The 23947-nt window shown below is 58.3% G+C and carries 22 protein-coding genes; 3 read left to right on the forward strand and 19 right to left on the reverse strand.

Annotated elements, in window-relative coordinates; all coding sequences use genetic code 11:
• Positions 1-16: 16 nt before the first annotated feature.
• The 14 genes from ruvX to M7439_RS05460 all read right to left on the reverse strand — a co-directional run bounded on the left by ruvX (position 17) and on the right by M7439_RS05460 (position 15284).
• On the reverse strand, positions 17-421 hold the full coding sequence (gene ruvX / locus M7439_RS05395) for a Holliday junction resolvase RuvX (protein WP_298346424.1): 405 nt from the start codon (positions 419-421) through the stop codon (positions 17-19).
• A complete protein-coding gene (gene alaS, locus M7439_RS05400) occupies positions 418-2985 on the reverse strand; it encodes an alanine--tRNA ligase (protein WP_298346425.1) in 2568 nt (855 codons plus the stop codon). Before alaS ends, ruvX begins: the two co-directional genes overlap by 4 nt.
• On the reverse strand, positions 2975-3226 hold the full coding sequence (locus tag M7439_RS05405) for a hypothetical protein (RefSeq protein ID WP_308464406.1): 252 nt from the start codon (positions 3224-3226) through the stop codon (positions 2975-2977). Before M7439_RS05405 ends, alaS begins: the two co-directional genes overlap by 11 nt.
• The gene (locus M7439_RS05410; RefSeq protein WP_298346427.1) at positions 3223-3576 is read right to left on the reverse strand and encodes a DUF948 domain-containing protein; all 354 of its coding nucleotides are present in this window, start codon (positions 3574-3576) and stop codon (positions 3223-3225) included. The genes M7439_RS05405 and M7439_RS05410 overlap by 4 nt, the downstream gene beginning before the upstream one ends.
• A gap of 107 nt (positions 3577-3683) precedes the next feature.
• Complete coding sequence (locus tag M7439_RS05415) at positions 3684-5879, reverse strand: bifunctional (p)ppGpp synthetase/guanosine-3',5'-bis(diphosphate) 3'-pyrophosphohydrolase (RefSeq protein ID WP_298346429.1); 2196 nt, start codon at positions 5877-5879, stop codon at positions 3684-3686.
• Positions 5880-5884: 5 nt separating this feature from the next.
• Entirely contained in the window at positions 5885-6970 is a 1086-nt protein-coding gene (gene secF, locus M7439_RS05420) for a protein translocase subunit SecF (protein WP_298346431.1), read from the reverse strand.
• A 5-nt stretch (positions 6971-6975) separates the two neighbouring features.
• A complete protein-coding gene (secD, locus tag M7439_RS05425; protein WP_298346432.1) occupies positions 6976-8475 on the reverse strand; it encodes a protein translocase subunit SecD in 1500 nt (499 codons plus the stop codon).
• 59 nt (positions 8476-8534) lie between these two features.
• The gene (gene tgt / locus M7439_RS05430) at positions 8535-9659 is read right to left on the reverse strand and encodes a tRNA guanosine(34) transglycosylase Tgt (protein ID WP_298346434.1); all 1125 of its coding nucleotides are present in this window, start codon (positions 9657-9659) and stop codon (positions 8535-8537) included.
• The gene (queA, locus tag M7439_RS05435; protein WP_298346436.1) at positions 9652-10713 is read right to left on the reverse strand and encodes a tRNA preQ1(34) S-adenosylmethionine ribosyltransferase-isomerase QueA; all 1062 of its coding nucleotides are present in this window, start codon (positions 10711-10713) and stop codon (positions 9652-9654) included. Before queA ends, tgt begins: the two co-directional genes overlap by 8 nt.
• A gap of 111 nt (positions 10714-10824) precedes the next feature.
• Positions 10825-11352 carry a hypothetical protein gene (locus M7439_RS05440; RefSeq protein WP_298346437.1) on the reverse strand — a complete coding sequence of 176 codons (528 nt, stop codon included), beginning with the start codon at positions 11350-11352 and terminating at the stop codon, positions 10825-10827.
• Between the two features lie 6 nt (positions 11353-11358).
• Positions 11359-12444 carry an ABC transporter ATP-binding protein gene (locus M7439_RS05445; RefSeq protein WP_298346439.1) on the reverse strand — a complete coding sequence of 362 codons (1086 nt, stop codon included), beginning with the start codon at positions 12442-12444 and terminating at the stop codon, positions 11359-11361.
• Positions 12431-13261 carry an ABC transporter permease gene (locus M7439_RS05450; protein WP_298346441.1) on the reverse strand — a complete coding sequence of 277 codons (831 nt, stop codon included), beginning with the start codon at positions 13259-13261 and terminating at the stop codon, positions 12431-12433. Before M7439_RS05450 ends, M7439_RS05445 begins: the two co-directional genes overlap by 14 nt.
• A complete protein-coding gene (locus M7439_RS05455; protein ID WP_298346443.1) occupies positions 13249-14154 on the reverse strand; it encodes an ABC transporter permease subunit in 906 nt (301 codons plus the stop codon). The genes M7439_RS05450 and M7439_RS05455 overlap by 13 nt, the downstream gene beginning before the upstream one ends.
• On the reverse strand, positions 14154-15284 hold the full coding sequence (locus M7439_RS05460) for an ABC transporter substrate-binding protein (protein WP_298346604.1): 1131 nt from the start codon (positions 15282-15284) through the stop codon (positions 14154-14156). The genes M7439_RS05455 and M7439_RS05460 overlap by 1 nt, the downstream gene beginning before the upstream one ends.
• A 157-nt stretch (positions 15285-15441) precedes the next feature.
• Here M7439_RS05460 and M7439_RS05465 point away from each other — a divergent pair, with 157 nt between their 5' ends.
• Positions 15442-15858, forward strand: coding sequence for an FAD-dependent oxidoreductase (locus M7439_RS05465; protein WP_298346445.1), 417 nt, complete (start codon positions 15442-15444; stop codon positions 15856-15858).
• Positions 15855-16538 (forward strand): HAD-IA family hydrolase, encoded by a 684-nt coding sequence (locus M7439_RS05470; protein ID WP_298346447.1) that lies wholly within the window; start codon positions 15855-15857, stop codon positions 16536-16538. The genes M7439_RS05465 and M7439_RS05470 overlap by 4 nt, the downstream gene beginning before the upstream one ends.
• A 312-nt stretch (positions 16539-16850) precedes the next feature.
• On the opposite strand, the gene M7439_RS05475 is transcribed toward M7439_RS05470, so the two are convergent.
• The gene (locus M7439_RS05475; protein WP_298346449.1) at positions 16851-18344 is read right to left on the reverse strand and encodes a CoA-acylating methylmalonate-semialdehyde dehydrogenase; all 1494 of its coding nucleotides are present in this window, start codon (positions 18342-18344) and stop codon (positions 16851-16853) included.
• Entirely contained in the window at positions 18341-19627 is a 1287-nt protein-coding gene (locus M7439_RS05480; protein WP_298346451.1) for an aspartate aminotransferase family protein, read from the reverse strand. Before M7439_RS05480 ends, M7439_RS05475 begins: the two co-directional genes overlap by 4 nt.
• 111 nt (positions 19628-19738) lie before the next feature.
• On the opposite strand from M7439_RS05480, the gene M7439_RS05485 reads away from it, so the two are divergent.
• Positions 19739-21124, forward strand: a complete 1386-nt coding sequence (locus tag M7439_RS05485) for an aminotransferase class I/II-fold pyridoxal phosphate-dependent enzyme (protein ID WP_298346453.1) — start codon at positions 19739-19741, stop codon at positions 21122-21124.
• A 222-nt stretch (positions 21125-21346) separates the two neighbouring features.
• Here M7439_RS05485 and M7439_RS05490 read toward each other — a convergent pair whose 3' ends face one another.
• The 3 genes from M7439_RS05490 to M7439_RS05500 are packed head-to-tail and all read right to left on the reverse strand — an operon-like array spanning position 21347 to position 23946.
• A complete protein-coding gene (locus M7439_RS05490; RefSeq protein ID WP_298346455.1) occupies positions 21347-21817 on the reverse strand; it encodes an SRPBCC family protein in 471 nt (156 codons plus the stop codon).
• Positions 21818-21841: 24 nt separating this feature from the next.
• Complete coding sequence (locus tag M7439_RS05495) at positions 21842-22969, reverse strand: glycosyltransferase family 4 protein (RefSeq protein WP_298442621.1); 1128 nt, start codon at positions 22967-22969, stop codon at positions 21842-21844.
• On the reverse strand, positions 22954-23946 hold the full coding sequence (locus tag M7439_RS05500; RefSeq protein WP_298346459.1) for an epoxyqueuosine reductase: 993 nt from the start codon (positions 23944-23946) through the stop codon (positions 22954-22956). The genes M7439_RS05495 and M7439_RS05500 overlap by 16 nt, the downstream gene beginning before the upstream one ends.
• Position 23947: the final 1 nt, after the last annotated feature.

The raw sequence follows: 23947 nt of genomic DNA on the forward strand, positions 1-23947 counted from the left end.
TCCCTGCATGGCTACCCTAAGCATCACGGAGCCCATCAAGATAGCGCTGGAGAATGTCAGCGGCAGCGAGATCGTCGACGCGACCACGTTGGTCGCGGGTAGAGACCCCAGCCTCTCCTAATGCTCGTTCCACACCGCGGCTCGAGAAGCGTTCGTCTACCTCGACAATAGGAGTTCCGAACAATGGCTGCAGTTCCTCGATGAAACGCCGGGCCATTCGGGTGCTTTCGGTCTCTGCACCTGCGAGGGAGAGTGGCACACCGACGACAGCCATCTCGACATTATACTCGGCAACAATATTGCGGATATGATCTTGCCAACCAGCGACGCGCGAAATCACCGCCAATGGAAAACCAGCTCCATCGACACTCAATGCAACCCCGATCCGCCGAAGACCAGGATCAAAACCGGCAACTCTCATCGTTGGGAATCGAACCCTTTGCGGAGCTCCTCAAGGGCTTGATCCAGCTGATCGACCTGACGACCACCTGAGAGCGCAAGTTCACGCTGAGGACCGACGCGGCCACCGACGGCCTGAGCAAGCGGCGCAAGTACCTCGCTCGCATTGAGCACCGTCGGGTCGGCCACCGTCGCCACCAACGCCACCTTGGCGTCGAGCACACTGGCTAAGACGACCACCTCGGCCTCGGTGCGATTGCGCAGTTCAAGGGCGACAAAACGCAACTCCTGGGCGGAGAGGCCATCAAGTCGTTCTATCAGCGCTCGAGAAGGGTGTTGCGCCCAGATGTTGCGAACGAGCGAGCGCAACTCCTCTTGGCGCATCGTTGCAAGCTGGGTCTCAAGCTCTCTATGCCGCATGGCTAAGTTCTCGACTCGCTCTGCGAGTGCCTCACGACCTCCAGGCAGAATCTTCTCGATCGTATCGAGTTGGCGTTCAAGCCTATGCACTGCATCGAGCGCCGCCAGCTGGGTGACCGCCTCGATCCTTCGCGTATTCGCACCGATGGAGCCCTCCGATACAACCTTGAAGAGTCCAATCTCACCCAGCGAACCGACGTGCGTGCCACCACAAAGTTCCACCGAGTGCGTGCCTGCGTGGACCACGCGAACCACGTCTTGATATTGATCACCAAAAAAGGCGATGGCGCCTTCGTTGACGGCTGCTTCTTTGTCTTTGATCTCCGTAACCACCGTAGCGGCAGTCACCACCTGCTCCATAATGAGCTGCTCAACTCGCTCAATCTCCTCGACCGTGAGCGCTGACCAATGGGTGAAGTCAAAGCGCAACCGCTCTGGTGCAACCAATGACCCCTGTTGCGCCACGTGCTCGCCAAGTACCTCGCGGAGCGCCCACTGCAACAGATGGGTAGCGGTATGGTTTGCTCGGATTCGCGCACGCCTCCCTCGATCGACCACGAGTTCGAGCGAGGTACCCACCACGGGCTCGCCCTCCACGACCTCAATCCAGTGACGAACCACGCCCTGTACTGGCTGATCGGTATTGACAACCTTGGCCCGGAAACCCTCGGCGCTGATCCAACCCGTGTCGCCCACCTGCCCACCACCCTCAGGGTAGAAGGGGGTTCGATCCAAATATAGCGCGAGACCCGCTGGCTCTTGCTCCACAAACTGGATCTCGCCAACCGCCTCTTCGACCTCGTAGCCAAGGAACTCAGTTTTGCCGAGTGTTTCGAGTACCCATAGCGCACCCGTCGCCTGTTCGCTCGTCGCCTCATCACCAAGGCCGGCCTGACGCGAGCGATGGCGCTGTTGGGCCATGGCATTGTGGAACCCATCAAGATCAACATCGACACCGCGGTCGGCCGCTATCTCGGTCGTCAGTTCGATCGGAACTCCAAAGGTATCATGGAGACGAAAAGCGACGTCACCAGTGACCTTGCCACTGGTGATCGCCGTCTCCAAAATAGGCGCACCAATCGTGAGCGTCTGTTCGAACCTCGCCTCCTCCCGAATGCCTAGTTCGAGAATCCGCTCTCGCCGGTCAATCAGCTCCGGGTAGGCCTCCCCCATGGTCGCAATCACTCCGTTGACCAAACGCTCAACTACCTCATGGCGTGCACCAAGTAGCTGCGAACGCAGAACCAACCGGCGAATAATTCTTCGCAGTACATACCCTCTACCCTCATTGGTGGGAACCACCCCATCAGCGAGGAGAAAGGTCATCGCACGGGAGTGGTCTGCAATGATGCGCAGTCCAACATCCTGTCGGTGCTCAACACCATAGGTCCTACCGGTGAGCGACTCTGCCTCTTGGAGAATGGGATAGACAAGGTCGGTCTCAAAGACCGAAGGTCGACCTTGGAGAATCGGGACAATGCGCTCGAGGCCAGCTCCCGTATCGATGCACGGCTTAGGCAGTGGCACAAGGTCACCATCAGACTGCTGGTCAAACTGCATAAAAACGAGATTCCAGATCTCTAGGAACCGCTCATCCGATCCATACGCTGGCCCACCGTCGGCGCCATACTCGCTTCCTTTGTCGTAGTAAATCTCCGAGCACGGGCCACAGGGACCCGTGTCCCCCATCTGCCACCAGTTATCCTCCTCCAGCCTCTGGATGCGAGCCGGATCAACCCCGATGGCGTCACGCCAGATCGCTGCGGCCTCATCATCACTGGTATGCACCGTAACCCATAGCCGATCGGGTTCCAAACCAAGGACATTGGTCACGAGCTCCCAGGCGTAGGGAATCGCCTGTTCTTTGAAGTAGTCCCCAAAGGAGAAGTTTCCCAACATCTCAAAGAAGGTGAGGTGGCGCAGTGTCTGGCCGATCTGATCGAGATCGTTGTGCTTTCCGCCAGCGCGCATACACTTTTGGATACTTGTCGCTCGCGGATACGGAGCTGGCTCCTCGCCCAAGAAGTACCGCTTAAACGGGACCATCCCCGCCACCGTAAACAACACCGTCCGATCAAAGGGGATCAGGCTGGCTGATGGTACCGGAGTGTGGCCACGTTCGACAAAAAAGTCTCGAAACGCGCGTCGTAGCTCATTAGAGTCCATGAATCTCCCTTACCTCTCCTTCGAGCACACGAGTCTTGCCATCGCGACTGGGCTCACCGCGGTAGGCCGCAGCCGCTTCGCGAAGCGCCGTACGCAGGTCACCCCGCATACGCGCCACCGCATGACGTGTCGTCCGCTCGAGGGAACGCTCCAACATCGGTCGCGCCAGTGCCCGCAAGCGGCGCGTACCCATCACTCCCACACCAATCCCTAGTAAGAACCATCGACCACGTCGCATCAACTGTAGCCCTCCCTTCGGTCTCGAAACACTTTGCGACCACGCCGAATGGCAAGACGGAGTCGCCCCATCGAGATAAACGGGTAACCGATGGTATGCACGACGGTTTTCGTCATGCGATCGATCGCTTGCACATCACTCGCACGTTCCTCAAGGAGTTCCTTCGTTTCACTCGCTGTTGTCGTGGCGTCGTGAGCCAGCGTACTGGCGTAACGAATAAGGTCAATCATCTCCTGGCGCCATTCGCTGGCAAAGGCGTCCATCTGGGAGCGCAAGGTACGGACCTGTGCCACGAGAATCAGACAGATGACCAGCAAGACGATTGAGGCGATCGATGCTATCAAAGAAACCAACGCGCGACCTCCAGGGCTGGGTTTGCGCTCAGTCTATCGACCATCATGAACCAGGGGAACCATGCGGATGCCTCCAGAAGGGCTATCGTCGAGGTACTGGAACCTACTCATGAACGCGAACCATCCTGAACAGCATCGGTTGCCCGGCGTGAGCCACCGGGCAGCATTCGATACGCATTGAAAACCCCATCGAGTTGGCGGATGGCCCCAAGCACCGATGAGAGATGGCCTGGGTCAACCAACTCAAATTCGAAGCGCATGCGAGAGACGTGGTCGCCACCCGTCCGCGATGAGCTCATGGTGATATTGACGTGGTGCTCACTTAACACCTTCGAAACGTCAGCGAGCAATCGTGCTCGATCCAAGGCCAATACTTCAATGGCCATCTGATAACTCGCACCGCTGTCATGGGCCCACTCAACGTCGACACGACGCTCACCAGCTCGCTTCAGAAGGTCAAGAACGTTTGGACAGTCGGCACGGTGAATCCCCACCCCACGTCCCTGCGTGATGAAACCTACAATCTCGTCACCGGGAATCGGGTTGCAGCAACGCGATATGCGAACAAGCACATCCTCCATGCCCTCGACGAAGACCATGGGACCCTTTGACAGATGCCGAGGGCGCTGGTGCGACACGGTGGGAGCGTAGCCGTCAGTCTCAAGCTCATTGCGTTGGACGCGCTGCGCTACCGCTCGTGCCGAGACGTGTCCTTCTCCAATGGCTACCAGTAGTCCCTCACCATCATGGAGGCCGTTCATCTTGGCCAACTTGGCGAGCCCAGCCTGCGAAAGATGGGTATTGACCGCCAGATTCTCCCGACGAAAGGCCTTGGTCAGTTCGTCACGACCGATCTCAACGGACTCTTCGCGCCGTTCTCTGGAAAACCACTGACGAATCTTCGCCTTCGCCCTCGGGGTAACCACAATGGAGAGCCAGTCACGCGAAGGCGCAGCGGAACTCGACCGAGAGCTAACGATCTCTACTGTATCCCCAGAGCGCAACGTCGACTCCAGCGGGACCAGTCGACCGTTTACCTTCGCACCGATGCAACGATGCCCAACCTCAGTATGAATCGAGTAGGCAAAGTCAAGAGGGGTTGCGCCGACCGGGAGGGTGACAACCTTGCCCTTGGGGGTAAACACATAGACCTCATCCATCTCAAGATCCGACTTGAGGTGTTCAAGAAACTCCAGCGGGTCAGGTAGCTCCTCCTGCAGCTCCATAATGCGATCAACCCAGGCAGCATTCGTGGAGTTCGAACCCTCCTTGTAACCCCAGTGCGCAGCGATGCCGAACTCGGCCCGCCGGTGCATCTCGCGCGTCCTGACCTGAACCTCAAGCGGATTCCCCTTGTCGAGCAGCACGGTGGTATGGAGGGATTGGTAGAGGTTGAACTTCGGCGCGTTGATGTAGTCCTTGAAGCGGCCAGGGATGGGTGCCCACAATGAATGCACGACACCGAGGGCAGCCCAACAGTCCCGATCGTTGTCCGTGACAATTCTGACCCCGATGATGTCGTAGATCGAGTCGAAGTCCTTATCCTTGATGATCATCTTTTCATAGATCGACCAGAGGTGTTTTGGTCGACCCGTCACCTCTGCATCGATGCCAACCACCTGAAGTCGCTTCCCCAACTCCTCGATAACCTGGGCGAGGTAACGCTCTCGTTCAGGCGCCCTCGTCTCGATCATGTGATCGATCTCGGCGTAGCGTCGTGGATGCAAGGTGGCGAACGCAAGATCCTCGAGCTGCCACTTCATATCCTCGATACCGAGTCGATTCGCGAGGGGTGCATAGATATCCATCGTCTCTTGCGCGATACGGCGTTGCTTCTCCACTGGCAGTGCAGCAATGGTGCGCATATTGTGGAGCCGATCAGCGAGTTTGATGACCAGGACCCGTGCATCTTTCGCCATCGCGATCAGCATTTTGCGCATCGTCGCCGCCTGCTGGGCCTCACGCGAGTCAAAGCTGATACGATCAAGTTTGGTGAGACCATCGACGACCTCAGCAACCGTGGGTGAGAACTCTGCACTGATCTGAGCCAACGTCACCGAGGTATCCTCGACCGTATCGTGGAGCAACGCGGCCACCACTGCGGTCATGTCGCCTCCAAGTGCAGCCGTGATCGTCGCCACCCCGATGGGATGGGTCACATAGGGTTCGCCGGATCGCCGCCGCTGGGAGCCATGCGCCACACGCGCAAACTCCAACGCCCGTTCGATGGTCGCACCCGCCTCACTCGATGGGTCAAGTGCCATTGCATCGATGAGTGATTGCAGATCACGATCGGCCAACATCTTCGCTACGATGCCGGTAAGCCTTCAGCCTCGACGGGAGCGTTACGACGCTCAAGACGAGCTCTGATCTGGCGATAGCGCCGCTCACGCTCCTTGAAACGTGCCAACAACGGTGCGGCGATGAACAGTGAAGAGTAGGCCCCACTCGTGAGACCCACCACCAGTGCGAGACCGAAATTCTTCAGTGTGGTGGCCCCAAGCACGTACGCTCCCAAGACCAACACGGACAGGATAGGGATGACGGCAACCAACGACGTGTTCAACGATCGGGCCAACGTCTGATTCACCGAAAGATCGACCGCATTCGAGTAATTCATCTTCCCCGGGTCGACGAGTCCACCCACGTTTTCCTTAATACGATCAAAGACCACAATGGTATCGTAGAGCGAATAGCCAAGGATCGTGAGTACGGCGATCACCGTCGAAGGAGTGACCTGGAAACCACTCAACGCATAGATCCCAATCGTCACCAAAAGGTCATGCACCACCGCAACAAAGGCGGCGGCAGCCATCTTCCACTCAAACCGAATGGAGATGTAGAGGATAATGCCGACGAAGAACGCGATCAAGGCCTTGACCGCAGCGTTGGTGATCTGTCCTCCCCAGGTTGGACCCACAAACTCGATCGCGACCGCCGAGGAGGGGAGATGGGCCTTGGCCGCCAGGAGGGCGGCGACCTGGTTCTCCTTTGCTGTCCTCGCAGCACCCGAGAGTTTGGTGAGACCAGCCTGTACCTCGACGGTACGGGCGGAATGCGAACCAAGGGTTACCACGGTCGCCTGGGTGACACCAGCTCGTGCCACGATCTTGCTGGCTTGGGCTACCGTGAGGGTCGCTGAAGGCACCTGCCAACTCACGCCTCCCTTGAAACTGATCCCGAAGTTGAGACCCCTGGCCGACAGCGCTGCCGCCCCAGCGACGATCACAAGAAAGGAGATCACAAAGTAATAGCGGGACCGTTGCACAAATGGGTAATGGGTGGCGCCGGCGCCCAGACGCCGCCACCACGACGCCTCACTCGCGTCAATCGTCTTGGCTTTAAAACCCTCACTCTCAATCGAGTCCGAGGTATCCGATCCTTCCCTTACCATCTCGCTCATACTCCCTTCGCCGCGACACGGCTCGGCTTAATCACTCCGCTGCCGACGGTCGATTCTCGAGTTACCTGGACCACCGGGACGCCAAGCCATCGATAGTGCTTCGGCGAGATCGAATTCCCAATCCATAGCACCAACGGCCGGGTGAAGAACCACGCTGAAGCCACATCGAGGATCGTCGATAGCCCCAGGAAGAAGGCAAATCCCCGCACATCGCCGATGCTAAAGTAATAGAGTAGCGCTGCTCCGATAAAAGAGACGAGGTCGGCAGCGATGATCGTGCGGAACGCTTTGGTAAAGCCGGTATCCACCGACGCCCGCAAACTCCGGCCGTTGCGAGCCTCATCCTTGAGTCGCTCAAAGAAGACGATGTAGGAGTCCACGATGACGCCAATCGAGACGATAATACCTGTCACTCCAGCCAGATTGAGCGTCAGCTGTACGCTGTGCCCCAGGTAGCCGATAATCGCCCAGAGTGCGGCGAAAGTGGTAGCGAGCCCACCAACGACTACCAAGCCGAGGAGTCGGTAGTAAAAGATCGTGTAGAGCATGACCAGGACGAGACCAGCGATGCCAGCAATTAACCCTGCGCGTAACGAGGCGGCGCCCAACGTCGGTGAGATCGTCTGGACTGTCTGCTGCACAAGCTGCACCGGAAGGGCTCCATAGTGCAAGATAGTGGCGAGATCGGTTGCAGAGGCCTGGGTATAATTGCCGGTGATCTGTCCCTGCCCATTGAAGTTGGTGGAGTTGATCTGCGGAGCCGACTGCACGGTTCCGTCCAACACCACGGCGAGGAGCTGATGGTAGTAGGTCTTGGCAATCTGGTTGAAGAGGGGCGCTCCCTTGGATGTCAAGGTGAAATTAATCGCCCACTGGTTGGAGGCACTCTGGGCTACCGGCGCCGCAAAGACACTCTTGATCGCGTTGCCAGTCATGAGCGTTGGTCCAACGACATAGCGCGCAATCACCGTCTTCGTGTTGCCCTGATACTCCGGCAGCAGCGCTGTCGAGGCACTGGTTGCCTTCAATGGACTCGTGGAGGGAACGTATTGCAGAGTCGAAGCCGTTTTAGAGGTAGCCGTTGGGCACGTGGGAGTCAGCTGTGACTTTTTGAGATGAAGGCTCGTTGGGGGCTTAGTGTAGAGCGGTGCGGTGCACAAAACCGGACGAAACTGCAGAATCGCTGTCTGACCGATGTAACTGAGTGCTGTCTTTGGATCCTTGATTCCAGGCAGGTCCACGACGATGTCGCTACCTTGCTGACCAATGGATGGCTCCCCCACTCCGAGTGCATTCACTCGATCCTGGATAATGGAGATCGTCTCATTGAGCGTCGCTGTGTTGACTTTCCTCGCAGGCTTATAGACGACTGACGCGCCACCCTGGAGGTCAAGGCCAAGGACAGGATGATAGTGGGCAGAGATCACCGCCGCAAAAGCGGCGAGCGCCACCACCGTGCTAATGAGGACCGAACGGATCCAACGCCCTTTACGCATTCGCCACCTTTATCTCTGCAACCAAACACATGATCATAGCCACCTCTGGCTCTATAAAGTTAGTCGGCATGGCTACCACTTCTTATGACTGGGGTGCCCCAAACCTTATCGATATCGACGAGCAGTGCTTTGATCGTGCCCTCCCTGATGGATCGTCTGAGCCTCGTGATCAACCGAAACTGGAAGGCCAGGTTGTGTAGGGATAACAGCGTGCCCGCACTCTCCGTGTCCACATGGGCCAAGTGATGCAACAGGCCACGGGATACTCTTTGGCACACCCGACAATTGCAGTCTAGTTCAAGCGGTTCATCAACCCCACGGTTTGCGAGTCCCTTCACGCGCAAGGGACCCTGGTTGGTGAGTGCCGTTCCGTGTCGTGCGATCCGCGTCGGAGCCACACAATCGAACATATCGACACCGAGCGCCGTCGCGTGTGCCAGCAGGTACGGATCGCCGACGCCCATAAGGTAGCGCGGTCGTTCCGCCGGTAACCCCTCCACCACCGTGCGGACCGCCTCTAGCGTATTCTCTCTGGACTCTCCAACGGCAAGACCGCCAATCGCGTAGCCATCAAAACCGATAGCCGTGATCGTCGCCGTACTTTGCTTGCGCAGTTCACTATCGACACCGCCTTGCACGATGCCAAAGAGCTGCTGCGTGTCGTCGGTGTGGGCCGCGCGGGAGCGCTCCGCCCACTGACCGGTGAGCATAAGATTCTGCCTGAGCACCGCTTCGGGACTAGGGAGTTGCGTGCACACGTCGAGCGCCATCGCGATGTCGGCCCCGATCTGCTCCTGGGTGGTCATGGCATCCTCGGGCGTCAGCGTCACCCAGGAGCCGTCATAGACGTTGCGGAAGCGTGCCCCTTCGTCGGTGATCTTCGCTCCGAGTGACATGATCTGAAAACCTCCAGAGTCCGTCAGCGATGCGCCACGAAACCCGGTGAAGGCATTCAACCCACCCATCGTTGCGATAAGCTCCGCTCCTGGTCGCAGCATGAGATGATAGGTATTAGAGAGCAGCACCTGAAAGCCGAGGTCGGCGACGAGTTCACTCGGGACGTAACGCACGATCCCACGCGTCGCGACGGGTATGAACAAGGGGGTCTCAACAGTAGCAGATCGGAGGTGCAACTGCCCGCTCCGTGCAGACCCATCAGTGTGGGTTACCAAGAGGTTACTCATCAATCTCCTGAGCGGGGGTACCGGTTCCCGGGGGACGAGTACTGGCTCCACGACCAGTGGGAATCAACATGGCATCCCCGAGGGAGAGAAACCGGAAATCATTGGCAAGCGCGTATTCGTAGAGCGTTCGCCAGGAAGAACCTACGGCTGCCGCCACCAGTGCCACCAAGGTCGACCTCGGAACATGAAAGTTCGTGAGGATAAGATCAACGCTTTGGAACTCAAAGCCAGGGACAATAAACAGCTGAGAGGAGCCGCACAACGCTCCCCCATGGGCGATAGTCTCCAACGTTCGTACCACTGTGGTTCCAACCGCGACGACTCTTCGTGCAGAACGAATCCGGTCATAGGCATCCGCTGTGACACGATAGCGCTCGGCATGCATCGTGTGCTTGGCAAGCTCACGGTCCTTCACCGGCGCAAAGGTGCCAAGTCCCACCTCGAGCTCCACCCTCACCACTTCAATGCCGCGTCTTGTGAGATCCTCAAGCAGTTGCAGATCAAAGTGCAGTCCTGCAGTCGGGGCCGCCACCGAACCTGGCCGATTCGCATAGACCGTCTGATATCGCTCAGGGTCAATCTCTACACCCGCAAGGTAGGGGGGAAGGGGAATCTCCCCATGGGCCAAGATCGCATCGCCAAGGACCTCAAGCCGTCGTGTTCGCAGGCCAGACTCCTCCGTCGTACCCTCAAGAACTCTAAAGACGGGACTGGCTTCATAGTAGAGAAGTTCACCATCATGGACTCGTGCGTTGGGTCGTATCAGCGCCTCAAAGGTCGCCCCCTGCGGAGATAGCAATAACACCTCCACAGCACCGCCGGTCGCACGTTGCACATGGAACCGTGCAGGAATGACTTTGGAGTCATTAACGACTACTACATCGCCCGCTGAGAGGTAGGACCCCAGGTCAGCGACCGTTGCTACCTGTGGTGGCACTCCAAGACCCACCAGCAACTTGGCAGAGCTTCGCGGCTCTGCCGGTACCCTCGCGATCCGTTCTGGAGGGAGGTCGTAATCGTAGGCATCGATAATCGACCAATCCTCGCCTGTCATGCGCGCAACGACCTCTCTCAACCCACCAATCTGAACTCGTACGCTCCGAAGAATCCCGCGCGCCGACCCTAAGTAGCTTAGCAAACGAAAGCTTACGATCAGCGCCAAGCGTCATTGGGCGCTTTCGAGCGCCTCCGCGATGATCGGATAGAAGCTCTCCAGTTGCGCCCTGGGTCGCGAGGGATCTTTGGCCATGTCGTCAGCCAACCGAAGTCGGATCGCGTCATCGAAGTAGGGGCTCGCCTCAAAGGGTCCTACTTCATCAACGCCCAACTCGCCTCCCTGCTCGACGAGGGTGGCGCGTGACTCCCTGGAGAGGCGTCCCCAATAACGCGAATCCGTCCTCACCAGATAACGTTTCGCCGTCACGTGCAGTCCGATGAGTTGACCAACACGTTCTGAAAAGCCCAATGCAAGTGCCAGCCGCAAACCATCGCTTGCGTGCTCTGCCTCCGTCGATCCAGATGACCAACCAAGATCGTGGAGAAGGCCTGCAACCGCCAGCTCGGAGTCGTCGCTGTCATGCCAGAGCACCTCTGCTGTCTGGCAGAGATGATCGATGAGGGGAAGCTCCTCACCAAAAGTACCTAGCAGTCTTGGTTCGCCGAGGAGCTCGAGCACCGAACGCGCGCTTCCCATCGGAACCTAGTCCGACTCAGCGAACTCGGGAACCGGTCCGCCTACCCTGTCCTCTGGTAGCACCAACAGGGTTGGGCCACGCTGGAAGATCTCGACGCGATCGCCGACACTCAGGGCGATCGATTCCTCTGGCGAGACGGCCACCACCACCTTGGTTCCGTCGATCCCCTGGACATGGGCGGCGAAACTCGAACCCAAAAACGACATCTCCACTAAGCGACACTCACCATCCCCGGTCACTCGAATCCCCAATTGCTCAGGCCGAACCAGGACGGCGACTTCCCCACCGACTGTGAGCGGACCGCCAATCGAGAAGGCGCCAAACCCTGGGGTAAGCACCGTCGATTCACGTGTGACGGTGCCGTGGATCCGATTCACCTTCCCGACGAACTCGGCGACGAACTCTGTAGCCGGCGCGGCATAGATCTCCGCTGGCGTCCCTAATTGCTCCAGAATGCCACGGTTCATTACCCCGATCCGATCCGCGATGGCGAGTGCCTCCTCTTGATCGTGGGTCACGAAGATGGTGGCGATTCCCACCTCCTTTTGCACTCTACGGATCTCCTCACGTAGACTGACCCGCACCTTGGCATCGAGTGCCGATAGTGGCTCATCGAGCAAAAGGACGGCGGGCTCGATCGCGAGCGCACGGGCAAGGGCAACCCGCTGCTGTTGTCCGCCAGAGAGCTGGTGGGCAAAGCGGTCACCAAGATCCCCAAGACCCACCAGATCGAGCAGTTCACGAGAGCGCTCACGGCGTTTGGCCGCGCCCACATGGCGAATCTTGAGGCCGAATTCGATGTTCTGCGCCGCCGTCAGATGTGGGAAGAGGCTGTACTGCTGAAAGACGATGCCCATGTTGCGTTTTGCGGTCGGCTGAAGGGTGATATCCTGATCATCCACGAACACCCGGCCTCCATCCAAGCGTTCGAGTCCGGCCACCGATCGAAGCGCTGTCGTCTTGCCGCATCCCGAGGGCCCCAACAGGACGACCAGCTCACCAGCTTGTATCCGCAGAGAGAAGCCATCGAGCGCATGCATCGTACCGTAGTACTTCTCTAACCCCTCAAGCCGAAGTTCACCTTGTGACACGCATCCTCCTTGTTTTCTTGGTACGGCCACCACCGAAGATAGTGACCAGTGAGAGTGGTACAAATGCCACCAATAGCGCGACCAGAGAGACCGCAACCGCCTCAGCTGCAGCCGTGAGACCGATCTGGACGATATAGACGGGAAAGGTGTTGAAACTGAGGAGAGAAGCCACTACGAATTCACCCAATGCGTAGGCGCCAGCCAGGATTAGCGCGCCTACCATCCCCGCGCGAAGGTTCGGCAACAACACCCCCACCAGAGTGCGAGTCCAGCTTGCACCCAACGACTGCGAAGCCTCAACAAGGGTGTTGACATCAAGCGAACGCACAGCTGTATCGAAGGTCCGATAGCTATAGGGGAGCGCAAGCATCACATAGATCGGTGCCAAAATAAACGGAGAGGTGAGAATCAGGTTCAAGATACTGTGATACGCTCCCAACAGCCCCAGAACGACGACGACAGAAGGTACGCCGAGTGGGACAATGCTGAGCGCATCGAGTAGGCCTCGCAGCTTGGGTATACGCACGGTCACCCAGATGGAGGTGGGAATGACCAACAGTCCCGTGAGGATCACGGTCGCAATGGCCACTTGGAAGGACAACCAGAGCGATGAGCGGAAGTTCGGATCATCAAAAAGTGACCGGTACGCCGAAAGGGTGAGGTGGTTGTGGACCCCGAGGACCGAGTACCGTGCCGACGCGAGAATCGGAATCAAGAAGAACGCACCGACGAAGATCAACACAGCGGCACGGAAGACACGTCCGATACCGGCTTGTCGAAGATGAAGCCCATCGCCTCCGGGTGTTACCGTAACCAACGTGAAGCCCTCCTCTGGCTGAGAACGTAGACGGTAGCGGCGAGTGCGACCACGATGATCATGCCGAGCCCAAGTGCATTGCCGAGGTTCCCTTGGCCGGCGGCCACATTTCCCGAGATGAGACTACCGATCTGAATAGGCACGAGCGGTAACGTTCCCGATGTCAACGCCTCAGCGGTCGCGTAGGCTGCAAAGGCATCAGCGAAGATCACCACAGTACCCGACAGAATGGCTGGTAGGAGAATCGGCAGACCAACCGACCACCAGAAGCGCACCTTGGAGGCCCCCAACGAACGCGCCGCCTCGACCCAGGCTGATCTGATGTTTTGGATCGGCCCCAGCATCACCAGGATCATGACCGGAATCAGGAAGTATTGATAGACAATAATGAGGCCAACAACCGAATACAGTGAGAAACCATGGGCGTACAGATTGATACCCATGCCAGAAAGGATCTTGGTAACGATCCCAAAATTGCCAAGCGTGGCGATGAAGGCGAAGGCGAGGGGGACGCCCCCGGTATTCGCAAGCACACTGGAACTCGACTGGACCAACGCACGCGGTCGTCCCCGTGTCGCAGCAACCGCCAACGCCGCTACGAACCCAATAACGACCGCGATCACGGTGCTGCCGATGGAGAGTTCGAAGGAGGCGACATAGGAGTGCAGGTAAGGACCCGAAAATGCCAGGCGCAGATTTGCCAGTGTCGGCTTGCCACCATCCGACTCAAAGGCACCCACCAACACTGACACCGCTGGGATAATCAAGAAGATGGCTAGAAACAAGAGATACGGAACGACACCGCCGTAGCGTCGCAATTGACGCCGCGGTCGGGTCGCGGGAGGAGAGCTGGGGGAACTCTCCTCCCGATTGCGGGTAAGCGTGGAGACCATCAGACCTTTGGCCAATTAGCAAGGATGACGGTCTGTGCAGCATTGAGCTGTGCTTGGCTCGGGAAGACAGGCGTGCCGCTCACCGGAGGCACGGCGGCAAGGTAGGTCTTGTTAACGGTCCCGTCCTTGATCATCGAACTCAGTCGGATTGGATCGGTGTAACCCTTCAACCAGAGGTTCTGGCCCGTGTTCGAGTACAGGTACTCCTCCCAGAGGCGAGCGGCTGCAGGATGCGGAGCATACTTAGCGATCGCCTGGGCATAGTAGGAGGCGTAGTGCACACCCTTGGGAATGACGACCTTCCAGTCGATCTTACCTTTGAGCGCATTCTCGTAGGCGACGTTCAGATAGTCCCAATCGATGTTGACCTTGACCTCTCCGGAACCAATTGTGGCTGCCGAAGATTGGACGGGAATGAAGTTGCCGATCGCCTTGAGATGCTCGAAGTACTTGATACCTGGCATGATGTTGCTGTAGGACCCGCCATTGCCAAGGGCTGCTGCAATCACGCCCGAGAAAGCAGCTCCGGCATCCTCTGGATCTCCATCGAGTGCGACCCCACCATGGAAGGCAGGATTGGTCAGACTGGCAAAGCTCGTCACCGGTGTCTTGGTGAGGGCAGCATTGTAACCAATGGAGATATAGCCGCCATAGTCGCAGTACCACTGGCCAGAGTCTGACTTGCAGCCAGCGGGGATCTGACTCCAGTCTTGGACCTCGTAGTTGGCGAAGAGGCCTTTCTTTGCACCTGTGACGGCAAAGGGAATTCCCACATCAACCACGTCGGCAGACCGCGAGGAACCCTTCAACGTAGACAAACCATCGATCTCGGTAGCAGACGAGGCTTCTGGGCTCACGTCAGTAATTTTGATGCCATACTTCTTCTGGAAATCCGTCATGATCTGGCCATAGTTGGCCCAATCGCTTGGCAGTGCCGTAACGGTCAGCGCACCCTCGGCCTTAGCCGCCTTGACAAGATTCGCCATCCCACCGCAAGCAGCGAGCGAGGAACAGGTCGCATAATCCACTGCCTTGCTTGACGTGGTTGCGCTGGTGCTCGCACTCGATGCGCTCCCACAAGCGCCAAGCAGCACCGCTGCCGCGCCTACCATCGCTACTCCAACCTTCATTGCCTTCAACGCTGACTCCTTTTTTGCATATGATTGCTCTGCATATGATTGCTCATTGCCTCACAACCTACGAGAGCGAAGAGAACACCGAGTCTCGGTTGTACCAACACTTGGTGAACGACAACCAAACCTTTCTTACCACCCACCTTGGGCCTCGATGGAGAGCGAGGAGACCGACTCCTTTCGCTACTATCCAGCCTTTGCATCATTGCAACCTCTCCTAGCCCCACAGGAGCCCATCGCCGCCGTTCATGGTGCCCAACTCCTCCTCGCACAACGTGATGATGGTTCACTGACGATTGGCGACACCCACGAAGAGTACGGTTCTCCCTTTCTCGAAGCCGCCATCGAAACCCACCTTTTACAACGGGCCAAGGTTCTGCCCGGTCAGGAACTCGCACCCACCAGCCAACGTTGGCAAGGTGTCTACTCACGATTACGACCAGCGGACGAGGCGATCTTCTTCGCCGAGAGACCAAGAGCGAATGCAACATGGGTGACCGGCCTTGGAGGTCGTGGCATGACGATAGCACCACAGGCCGCCTATGAGGTGGTGGAGGAGGTTCTCCAATGAACGCTGTAGGGTTTGAACTAGCCGACGTGGAACTCGTTTGTCTCGACATGGCCGGCACTACCGTGAGGGACGCTGGCCGTGTACTCGAGGTGTTCGATCGTGCTATCGTAGAGATCGCCCAACGTCAGCCTACCGACCAGGAACGCGACTTCGTCGTCAAGACGATGGGACAGTCCAAGATCGAAGTCTTCACCGCGCTGCTTCACGATGAGGCCAAGGCACTCCAAGCGACGCGAGCATTTGAACGTTACTACCAAGAGGCAGTTGAGGTCCTTGGAGTCGAGGAGATGCCCGGCGCAACCGAGCTCTTCCAACGGCTCCGCGACCGAGGCGTACACGTCTTCTTGACCACTGGGTTCTCCGCCAGTACCCAGGAGCTCTTGATCCACAAACTCGATTGGTATTCGCTGATCGATGGTGCCCTATGTCCTACCGAACAGCTACGTGGTCGGCCACACCCGGACAAGCTATTGGCGGCCTCGCTGGCTGCCCGGGTGACAAGTATGACCAATGTCGTGTACGTCGGTGACACTATCATGGATGTTCAGTCTGGCAAGAACGCGGGACTCGGTGGCGTCATCGGCGTCTTAACCGGAGGCTTTTCCGAACAAGCACTTCTTCACGCTGGCGCAGACAGGGTACTATCGAGCATCACCGAACTCGCCGTTGTCCTCGCCTAACGACGTTGACGATGTCTCACCCATCGTTCAGCCATGTGGGAGACATCGCTCAACCGTGCGACAGATGTTGACGCTTGCTCCTTCAGGAGATGGCGACTAGACCAGTTAACCCAACGTGCACCACACGTCTGCATCCCTCACCACTCGTCTCCCGCGTGCAACAGCACCCTCGCCGGACGACTTGGCGCCGTCCGTTGATGGTGCACGCGCCCATCCATCGACCTACTTGCCAGCACCAACCGGGAGTATCGCCACCTCGATGGAGACGAGGCAACGACAGCGAAGCGATGCTCCCGCCTACAACCCTCTCCCTCAGGAGTTCGTCACGAAATGCATGCCTGTGGCAATCCTGTCCTCTCCCGGCCATCGCATAGTGACAGCTTTCGCGCGCGTGTAGAACCGGATCCCCTCCTCCCCATGCACATGGGTGTCTCCAAAGAGTGAAAACTTCGAGCCGCCGAAGGAGTGATAGGCCACCGGAACCGGTATCGGCACATTGACACCAACCATGCCGGCGTCGATATGACGGATGAAGGTTCGAGCGGCACCACCGCTGCCAGTGAAGATGGCGGCCCCGTTCGCGTACGGGTTCTCGTTGACCAACGCAATCGCTGCCTCGAGGTTTGGGGCGCGCAATACGAGAAGGACGGGACCAAAGATCTCCTCTTGATACGCCTCCATGTCTACGCGCACACCATCGATAAGCGTTGGACCAAAAAAGAATCCTGCCTCCTTGATAAGGGGATGCTGGCGACCGTCGACCAGAATCTTGGCACCCTTTGCCTCTGCCTCGCCGACAAGGCGTGCAACCCGATCACGGTGGATACCGGTGATGAGTGGACCCATCTCGGATTTGGGGTCAAGGTAGGAACCAACCGTGAGGCGTTGCATCCGGTCCTTGATCGCCGATAGATGCGCCTCACCATCGTCTCCGACGAGCACCATCACCGAAATGGCCATGCATCGCTCGCCCGCGCTGCCATAGGCCGCCGAGACCGCCGCCTCAGCGACCGTATCAATATCGGCATCGGGCAACACCACCATGTGGTTCTTCGCCCCGCCAAGAGCCTGTACTCGTTTGCCCGCGTGAGCAGCACGCTCATAGATCGAACGCGCAATAGGGGTCGACCCGACAAACGAGATCGCCTTGACGTCGGGGTGCTCAAGAAGACGACCGACGGCACGCTGATCCCCATTGACAACATTAAAGAGCCCCGGGGGTCCACCAGCCTCGACGAAGAGTTCGGCGAGGCGCAGGGCGGTAGAAGGGTCCTTCTCTGAAGGTTTTAATACAAAGCCATTGCCAGCGGCGAGTGCTACCGGAAACATCCACATCGGAACCATCGCTGGAAAATTGAACGGGGTAATCCCTGCAGCCACACCGATGGGATATCTCACTGACATGGCATCGACCCCACGCGAGACCGAATCGTTGTACTGTCCCTTGAGTAACTGGGGTAGACCGGTGACAAACTCGACCACCTCCACGCCGCGGGCGAACTCCCCGCCAGCGTCACCAAGGACCTTGCCATGTTCCTCGCTGATCAACGCAACGATTTCGTTACGATGCGCCAGCAGAAGACTCCGGTAGTCGAACATGACCCGCTGGCGACGCGCCAGCGACTCCTCACCCCAAGCGACCTGAGCGGCTTTTGCTGCTGCAACTGCTCGATCGACGACAGCCTCATCGGCGAAGAGTACTTCGCGAACCGGTCGTCCGAGGGCCGGGTTATAGACCGGACCACGCCCATCGCCCTCGAAGATCTCCTTGCCATCGATAAAGTGACCAATCAATTCCCGCGTCATACCTGCGTACCCCCTAGCACCTCTTTGAAGATCGCAATGGCTTCGTTCATCTCCTCCTGGGTTACCGACAGTGGAGGAGCGATGCGCAAGACGTTGCCAAAGAGACCGCCCTTGCCGATCAAGAGTCCACGCCGTTTGGCATGCTCAAGCGCCTCATTGGCCAACTTCGGTGCCGGATCCAAGTTGGGTCCTTCAACGAATTCGACACCAAGCATCAAACCCTTGCCCCGAATCTCCCCGATGGAGGGGTTACCGGCTGCTGCTTCCTCAAGTCCTTGCCGGAGTTCGGCGCCTCGTTGCAGCGCATTCTGTTGTAGCTGATGGCGCATCAAATAGTCAAAGGTCGCCACTCCCGCACTCGCAGCCACCGGTGAACCGCCAAAAGTCGAGATCGAACTCGCACCGAGCGAGTCCATAATCTCCCCGCGAGCGATGACGCCTGCCAGTGCCATACCGTTGCCGACACCCTTCGCGAAGGTGATCATATCTGGTTGCACACCCTGTGCTTCATAACCCCAGAAATGCTCACCCGTACGACCGAAGCCAGTCTGAACCTCATCGGAGATGTAGAGAATGCCATGCGGAGCCAGGATCTTTTGGAGTTCACCGAAATAGCCATCAGGAGGCAGACAGAAGCCACCAACCCCCTGGATCGGCTCGGCGATAATGGCCGCAACATCCCCACTGGTTGTTGTCATCAAAACATCCTCGAGATCCGCCTTACCACGCGCAAGGTATTCGGCATCGGTGAGGCCTGCTAGCGGACCGCGCAAGCGTGACCCACCCTGCAACCAGCTCACCGCCAATGGCGAGAACGAAGACGGCGACCAGTTGCGGTTGCCGGTCACCGAGATCTGCGTAAAAGATCTCCCGTGATAGCTATTCTTGATCGCAATCACTTGGTTCGACCGACGATAGGAAGAGGCGAGCAACAACGCCGCATCATTGGCCTCGGTCCCCGACGTAGTGAAGAACACTTTGGCATCGGGGATCCCTGACTGACCCGCCAGGCGCTCAGCGAGCTCGACCATTGGTTCGATCAGGTACAGCGTTGAACTATGAATGATCCGGCCCGCTTGCTCGGCAATCGCATCAACGACTTCGGGGACTGCGTGACCTACCATGGTGGTCAGAATTCCGCCAAAGAAATCGAGATAGCGACGCCCATCCGCGTCGAAGACATAGCGACCCTCGCCATGTACAAGTTGGATCGGTTCGTCATAATAGAGTGAAATCCATGTTGGTAGCACCGCTCGATGGCGTTGCAAAAGACTATCGGCCACGTTATCCCTCCTACGATTACGGCTAACATCTCCTATATTAGCGAACATTGTATGACCCATAGAGGGTTTAATGTACCAAACATTCTTTGTGATCTGCTAAACTAGCGTTCGATGATTGAGAGGTCCAACTTCCATACCACCGAAGAGATCTGCCAGATGCTCGGCGCTTCCATTAGTCGCAATGGTATGCGAGGTCTCACCGAGGCGTTTATCCAGCTCACACGTGACGGAAGGCTCCGGTCGGGAGATCGTTTACCGTCAATACGACAGCTTGCTGACCATCTCGGCGTCTCGCCAACGACCGTGGCCGCATCCTGGTCACACCTTGCACAGCTCGGTCTCTTGAGTTCCCATGGACGTCGAGGCAGCTTTGTGACCGAGACAACGCGATTCACACCCGCAGCCGCTCGGTGGCACTTCTATGAGGACTCCCAGAGCTATGCTCTGGACTTTGCCTCAGGTGTCCCCGATCCGCGCCTGCTCCCAAGTCCAGTTGCATCCCTCGTCCACCTGGGTAGCTCTGCGATATCCTCCTACCTCGACCCACCGGTCTATCCACCGTTGGTCGAGACCCTCGCCCAATTGGTCCCCAGTCGCCTCACTGAGTCCGACTTCGACCTCACCATCGTCGACGGTGCTCTCGATGCCATCGATCGCGTCTTGGCGATCGGCCCCTCCTGCCATCGGGCCGTTATTCTCGAGGAACCCAACTTCCCCGCCCTCTACGATCTCGTGGAGAGCCATGGCCTTGAGATCCGGCCGGTTGCTATCGATGATCAAGGCATCACTGCCGCTGGTCTGCGCGCAGAACTGGCTAAGGGTGGTGTCGGTGCGGTTTTGCTCCAGCCCCGATCGCAGAATCCAACGGGCTCCTCGCTCTCCAAACAACGGGCCGCCGAGATCGCAGAGATTCTTGGTCAATACCCTGAGGTGATGGTGCTCGAGGACGATCACTCTGGTCTAGTGAGTGGCGAGCCGCTCTGGACGATGGCTGAAGTGCTCGGCAGCCGAATCGTCTACATCTTGAGTTTCTCGAAATCTCATGGTCCAGACCTCCGCCTTGCCGCTGTGTTCGCCAACCCAGATCTGATCACCGACCTCAACCGCAGACGCACCCTCGGGCCGTCCTGGTCCTCCAAGCTGCTGCAGGCGACCTTGAACCAAATGCTCACTGATCCCCAAATTCAAGACCTCACGTTGGCGGCCCAGTTCGCCTATAGCGAGCGGCGAGCAGCGGTAGCAGACCTTTTCCAAATGAAGGCGACCGGATCCGGCATCAATGTCTGGGTAGACACCGCCGATTCCCTACATGCACTGCTCCAACTCACCCATGAGCACATCCGGGTGGCACCGGGAACGAACTTCTACGCCACCACCCCAACCACCGCCCACCAGTTCCGCTTCACCTTGAGCGAACCAACCACGGAGTTCAACCTCGCACTCAAAACAGTTGCCTCCGCCATCGCCCAGATGCCCCGGACAAGTTCCTACCGATAGTAAAGGAACCATCCCTCACCACACAGTAACGCTATCGTCAAATGAGCGAGTCGGCCCACCGTCTTCGATCATGGCCACAATCGGTCAGAGGACCCCAAACGACGTGACTCAAGAGTGTAACGCCGACGGCGTCCCCACGTCGATCCAGTCATCCAGTCAGGAAATTTCACCGACGGGCCGGCTCCAAAGGATCACCCGGAGATAGCTCCGCGGTGGGATGCTTTAGCTATGGGTCCCGTCAGCGAGTTCGTCGTTCGCGTGTGACTGCACTCGCTCTGCAAGATCATCAAGGGCGGTTCGAATGATCTTCACCTCAGCCCTGCGCTTCACAAAAGACGGAAGCGGGACGATGAGCTCCGCGGAGAGTTCGTAGGTAACCTGCGTCGTCTCGTTCGCGCCGCGATCAAAAGTGTAGCGACCGTCCATCTTTGAGGTGATATCCCCCGCCACCTGACTCCAACTGATGGAGTGCGGTGCATCGCTGTAGTCATAGAGCAGGGTATAGGAGGCACTGCGTCCGAAGGCACCAGTACGGAAGGCAACCCTCAGTGGCCGTCCAACGGCATCATGTTCAACGACCTGCACGCTCCGTACATCAGAGGCCCAAGTTGGATAGCTTTCAACCTCAACAACGGCCTGAAAACAGGCGTCAACGCTCGCAGGGATCTCCTTTGAGTCCGATGTGATATCCATCGCTTCCTCCTCTACCCATTGACTCTACCCACTGGCCAAGGCCTGCAGTGACACCGCATATGCCTTACTTAGCTGATCATAGTCAAAATGCGTTCGAATGTATGCGCTTGTCTCGCGGCGGTACGACTTGAGATGCGCCGGATCCTCGAGCAGCTCACGCAGCAACCGAGCCAACTCATCCGGCCCTGCCGCCCCCAAGAGATGCCCACTCATCGGAGCGAGCGCCTCACCGGTTCCGCCAGAGGCACCGACGATGGCGGGCGTTCCGCACGCCTGCGCCTCAAGGATGACGATGCCAAACCCCTCTCGCTCGATGCCAAACCATCGGTCTCGGGCCGGGAAGACGAAAAGATCGGCCGCCTGATACAGCTCAATTTTGGCCTCCTCTGTGAGGCGACCATGGAAGACCACCGAGCTGGAGACCGCGGCGGCGAGCCGCATGAGACGGGCCCGATCACGCCCATCGCCAACGATATGGATCTCCGTGCCGGTCCTCGAATCGAGCTCGGCCGCGGCGCGCAGGAGGGTATCGGCACCTTTGCGAGGAACCAGGCGTGAGACGAAAAGAATAAGTCGATGCTCAGGGTTAGCCATCCACTGACGGCGCAGTCTGGAACGGTCATCTTCCTCTGGAGGACAGTAACGACTCGCATCAATGCCAGGGGGGACGACGAAGACGTTGGTGCCGGGAACAAGTTGGCGCACCTCATCCGCAGGATAACCTCCCGCCGCGATCACTCCACGGGCGCCACGTATGGTGCGCTGGAGCTGTGCACGTACGAGCGGCAGATAGGCGGGAACGCGAACCTCGGCACCATGCGCAATGAGTGCGTACGGATGCCCGAGCGCCTCGCCAACGGCGCCAATTGGGAAGATTGGATCGTAGACCACCAACTCAGGATGAAAGCTCGCTAGCAGCTGTCGCAGCGCGAGAATCGTCGATGGTATCGGCAAAAGACGCTTCCCGAGGCGCACCACGGGTGCACCAAAGTTCCGATCGAACTCCGAAGCTCCCGGAACCGTCGTGGTGATCACCAAGAACGACTCCGGGTCAAGCCTTCGATAGATCTCGCCAAGATACGCCTGGATCCCACCTACCTTGGGCAAGAAATCATTGGTAATCAACACGTGACGGGTCATCGTCGTACCCACCGTACTCCAAGCAAGGAACGCAACCCCTCTGTCCGGTGTCGTTGATCGCGTGCGGTGCAGAGCCGGGCAAGGGCACGTCGCTCGTCATAGGTGAGGGATCCTCGGTTCCTCAACGCGTTGGCGACATTGCGACGGACATAAAATGCATCACGTCGAGGGATGTACCAATGCCCTAGTTCGGCGAGGAGTTCATGGTCTCCCTCGCGTAGCCAGCGGACAAGGGGTGCAAGATCGGCTGGCTCGCGACGGCGCCAGCCGATTGGGCACGCATCGATGCAGCTATCACACCCGTAGACGCGCGTCCCGACCTCCCGACGATCATCAAAGGACCAGGTCTCTTGTTGGAGAATATTGGCGATACAACGAGAAGCCACTACGACCCCGGGCAAGCGAATCGCACCCGTTGGGCAGGCATCCACGCAGCGGCGACACCCGCGGCAGGGGTCGACTCCAAAACGGCGTCCGATCTGGACCTTGAGCACCTCCTCGGTGAAGATCGATCCGAGGACCACGCGCGCTCCCACCTTGGGCACCATCACGAGGGAATGGCGTCCCACCAGTCCGATGCCGGCCCGACGGGCCAGCGCCTTATCGAAGGCTTGGTTTGCATCGTACAACGATGTTGCGCGCAGTCCTGACGCTCGCAGGCTGCTCACCGCAGCTGCCAACGTCGCATGTAGGTGACGATAACTGTGTTGCTGGGCGTAACCAGCGACCACCGCCTCGTCCTCAAGGGTCGTGCGGTAAGGAATCGCAACAGACACATATCCCCGACTCCATGGGAAGGTGCTCTGTAACGTCGCCGCCCGTTGGGGGTTCCGGAAGGTGAAATGGTCCTGGTCGGCCTCGCCCGCGGCGATGCGGAGGCGGGCCTGATGTGCATCAAAATGCAGGATAGTCGTCGGGCCAGATCCGGCCGCCACAACCCCCCGCTCCGTCAACAACTCCTCAAGTTGACGCTCGATCTCTGTTGGCATG

It is taken from the genome of Ferrimicrobium sp. (genome assembly GCF_027319265.1).
Classification (GTDB): Bacteria; Actinomycetota; Acidimicrobiia; order Acidimicrobiales; family Acidimicrobiaceae; genus Ferrimicrobium.

Excerpts from the sequence above, each read along its gene's own strand:
- alaS (WP_298346425.1), bottom strand. The coding sequence starts at position 2,985 with ATGGACTCTAATGAGCTACGACGCGCGTTTCGAGACTTTTTTGTCGAA.
- M7439_RS05470 (WP_298346447.1), top strand. The coding sequence starts at position 15,855 with ATGAACGCTGTAGGGTTTGAACTAGCCGACGTGGAACTCGTTTGTCTC.
- ruvX (WP_298346424.1), bottom strand. The coding sequence starts at position 421 with ATGAGAGTTGCCGGTTTTGATCCTGGTCTTCGGCGGATCGGGGTTGCA.
- M7439_RS05440 (WP_298346437.1), bottom strand. The coding sequence starts at position 11,352 with ATGGGAAGCGCGCGTTCGGTGCTCGAGCTCCTCGGCGAACCAAGACTG.
- M7439_RS05460 (WP_298346604.1), bottom strand. The coding sequence starts at position 15,284 with ATGAAGGTTGGAGTAGCGATGGTAGGCGCGGCAGCGGTGCTGCTTGGC.
- M7439_RS05475 (WP_298346449.1), bottom strand. The coding sequence starts at position 18,344 with ATGACGCGGGAATTGATTGGTCACTTTATCGATGGCAAGGAGATCTTC.
- M7439_RS05485 (WP_298346453.1), top strand. The coding sequence starts at position 19,739 with ATGATTGAGAGGTCCAACTTCCATACCACCGAAGAGATCTGCCAGATG.
- M7439_RS05465 (WP_298346445.1), top strand. The coding sequence starts at position 15,442 with ATGGAGAGCGAGGAGACCGACTCCTTTCGCTACTATCCAGCCTTTGCA.
- queA (WP_298346436.1), bottom strand. The coding sequence starts at position 10,713 with ATGACAGGCGAGGATTGGTCGATTATCGATGCCTACGATTACGACCTC.
- M7439_RS05415 (WP_298346429.1), bottom strand. The coding sequence starts at position 5,879 with ATGTTGGCCGATCGTGATCTGCAATCACTCATCGATGCAATGGCACTT.
- M7439_RS05490 (WP_298346455.1), bottom strand. The coding sequence starts at position 21,817 with ATGGATATCACATCGGACTCAAAGGAGATCCCTGCGAGCGTTGACGCC.
- secF (WP_298346431.1), bottom strand. The coding sequence starts at position 6,970 with ATGGTAAGGGAAGGATCGGATACCTCGGACTCGATTGAGAGTGAGGGT.
- M7439_RS05500 (WP_298346459.1), bottom strand. The coding sequence starts at position 23,946 with ATGCCAACAGAGATCGAGCGTCAACTTGAGGAGTTGTTGACGGAGCGG.
- tgt (WP_298346434.1), bottom strand. The coding sequence starts at position 9,659 with ATGAGTAACCTCTTGGTAACCCACACTGATGGGTCTGCACGGAGCGGG.
- secD (WP_298346432.1), bottom strand. The coding sequence starts at position 8,475 with ATGCGTAAAGGGCGTTGGATCCGTTCGGTCCTCATTAGCACGGTGGTG.
- M7439_RS05455 (WP_298346443.1), bottom strand. The coding sequence starts at position 14,154 with ATGGTCTCCACGCTTACCCGCAATCGGGAGGAGAGTTCCCCCAGCTCT.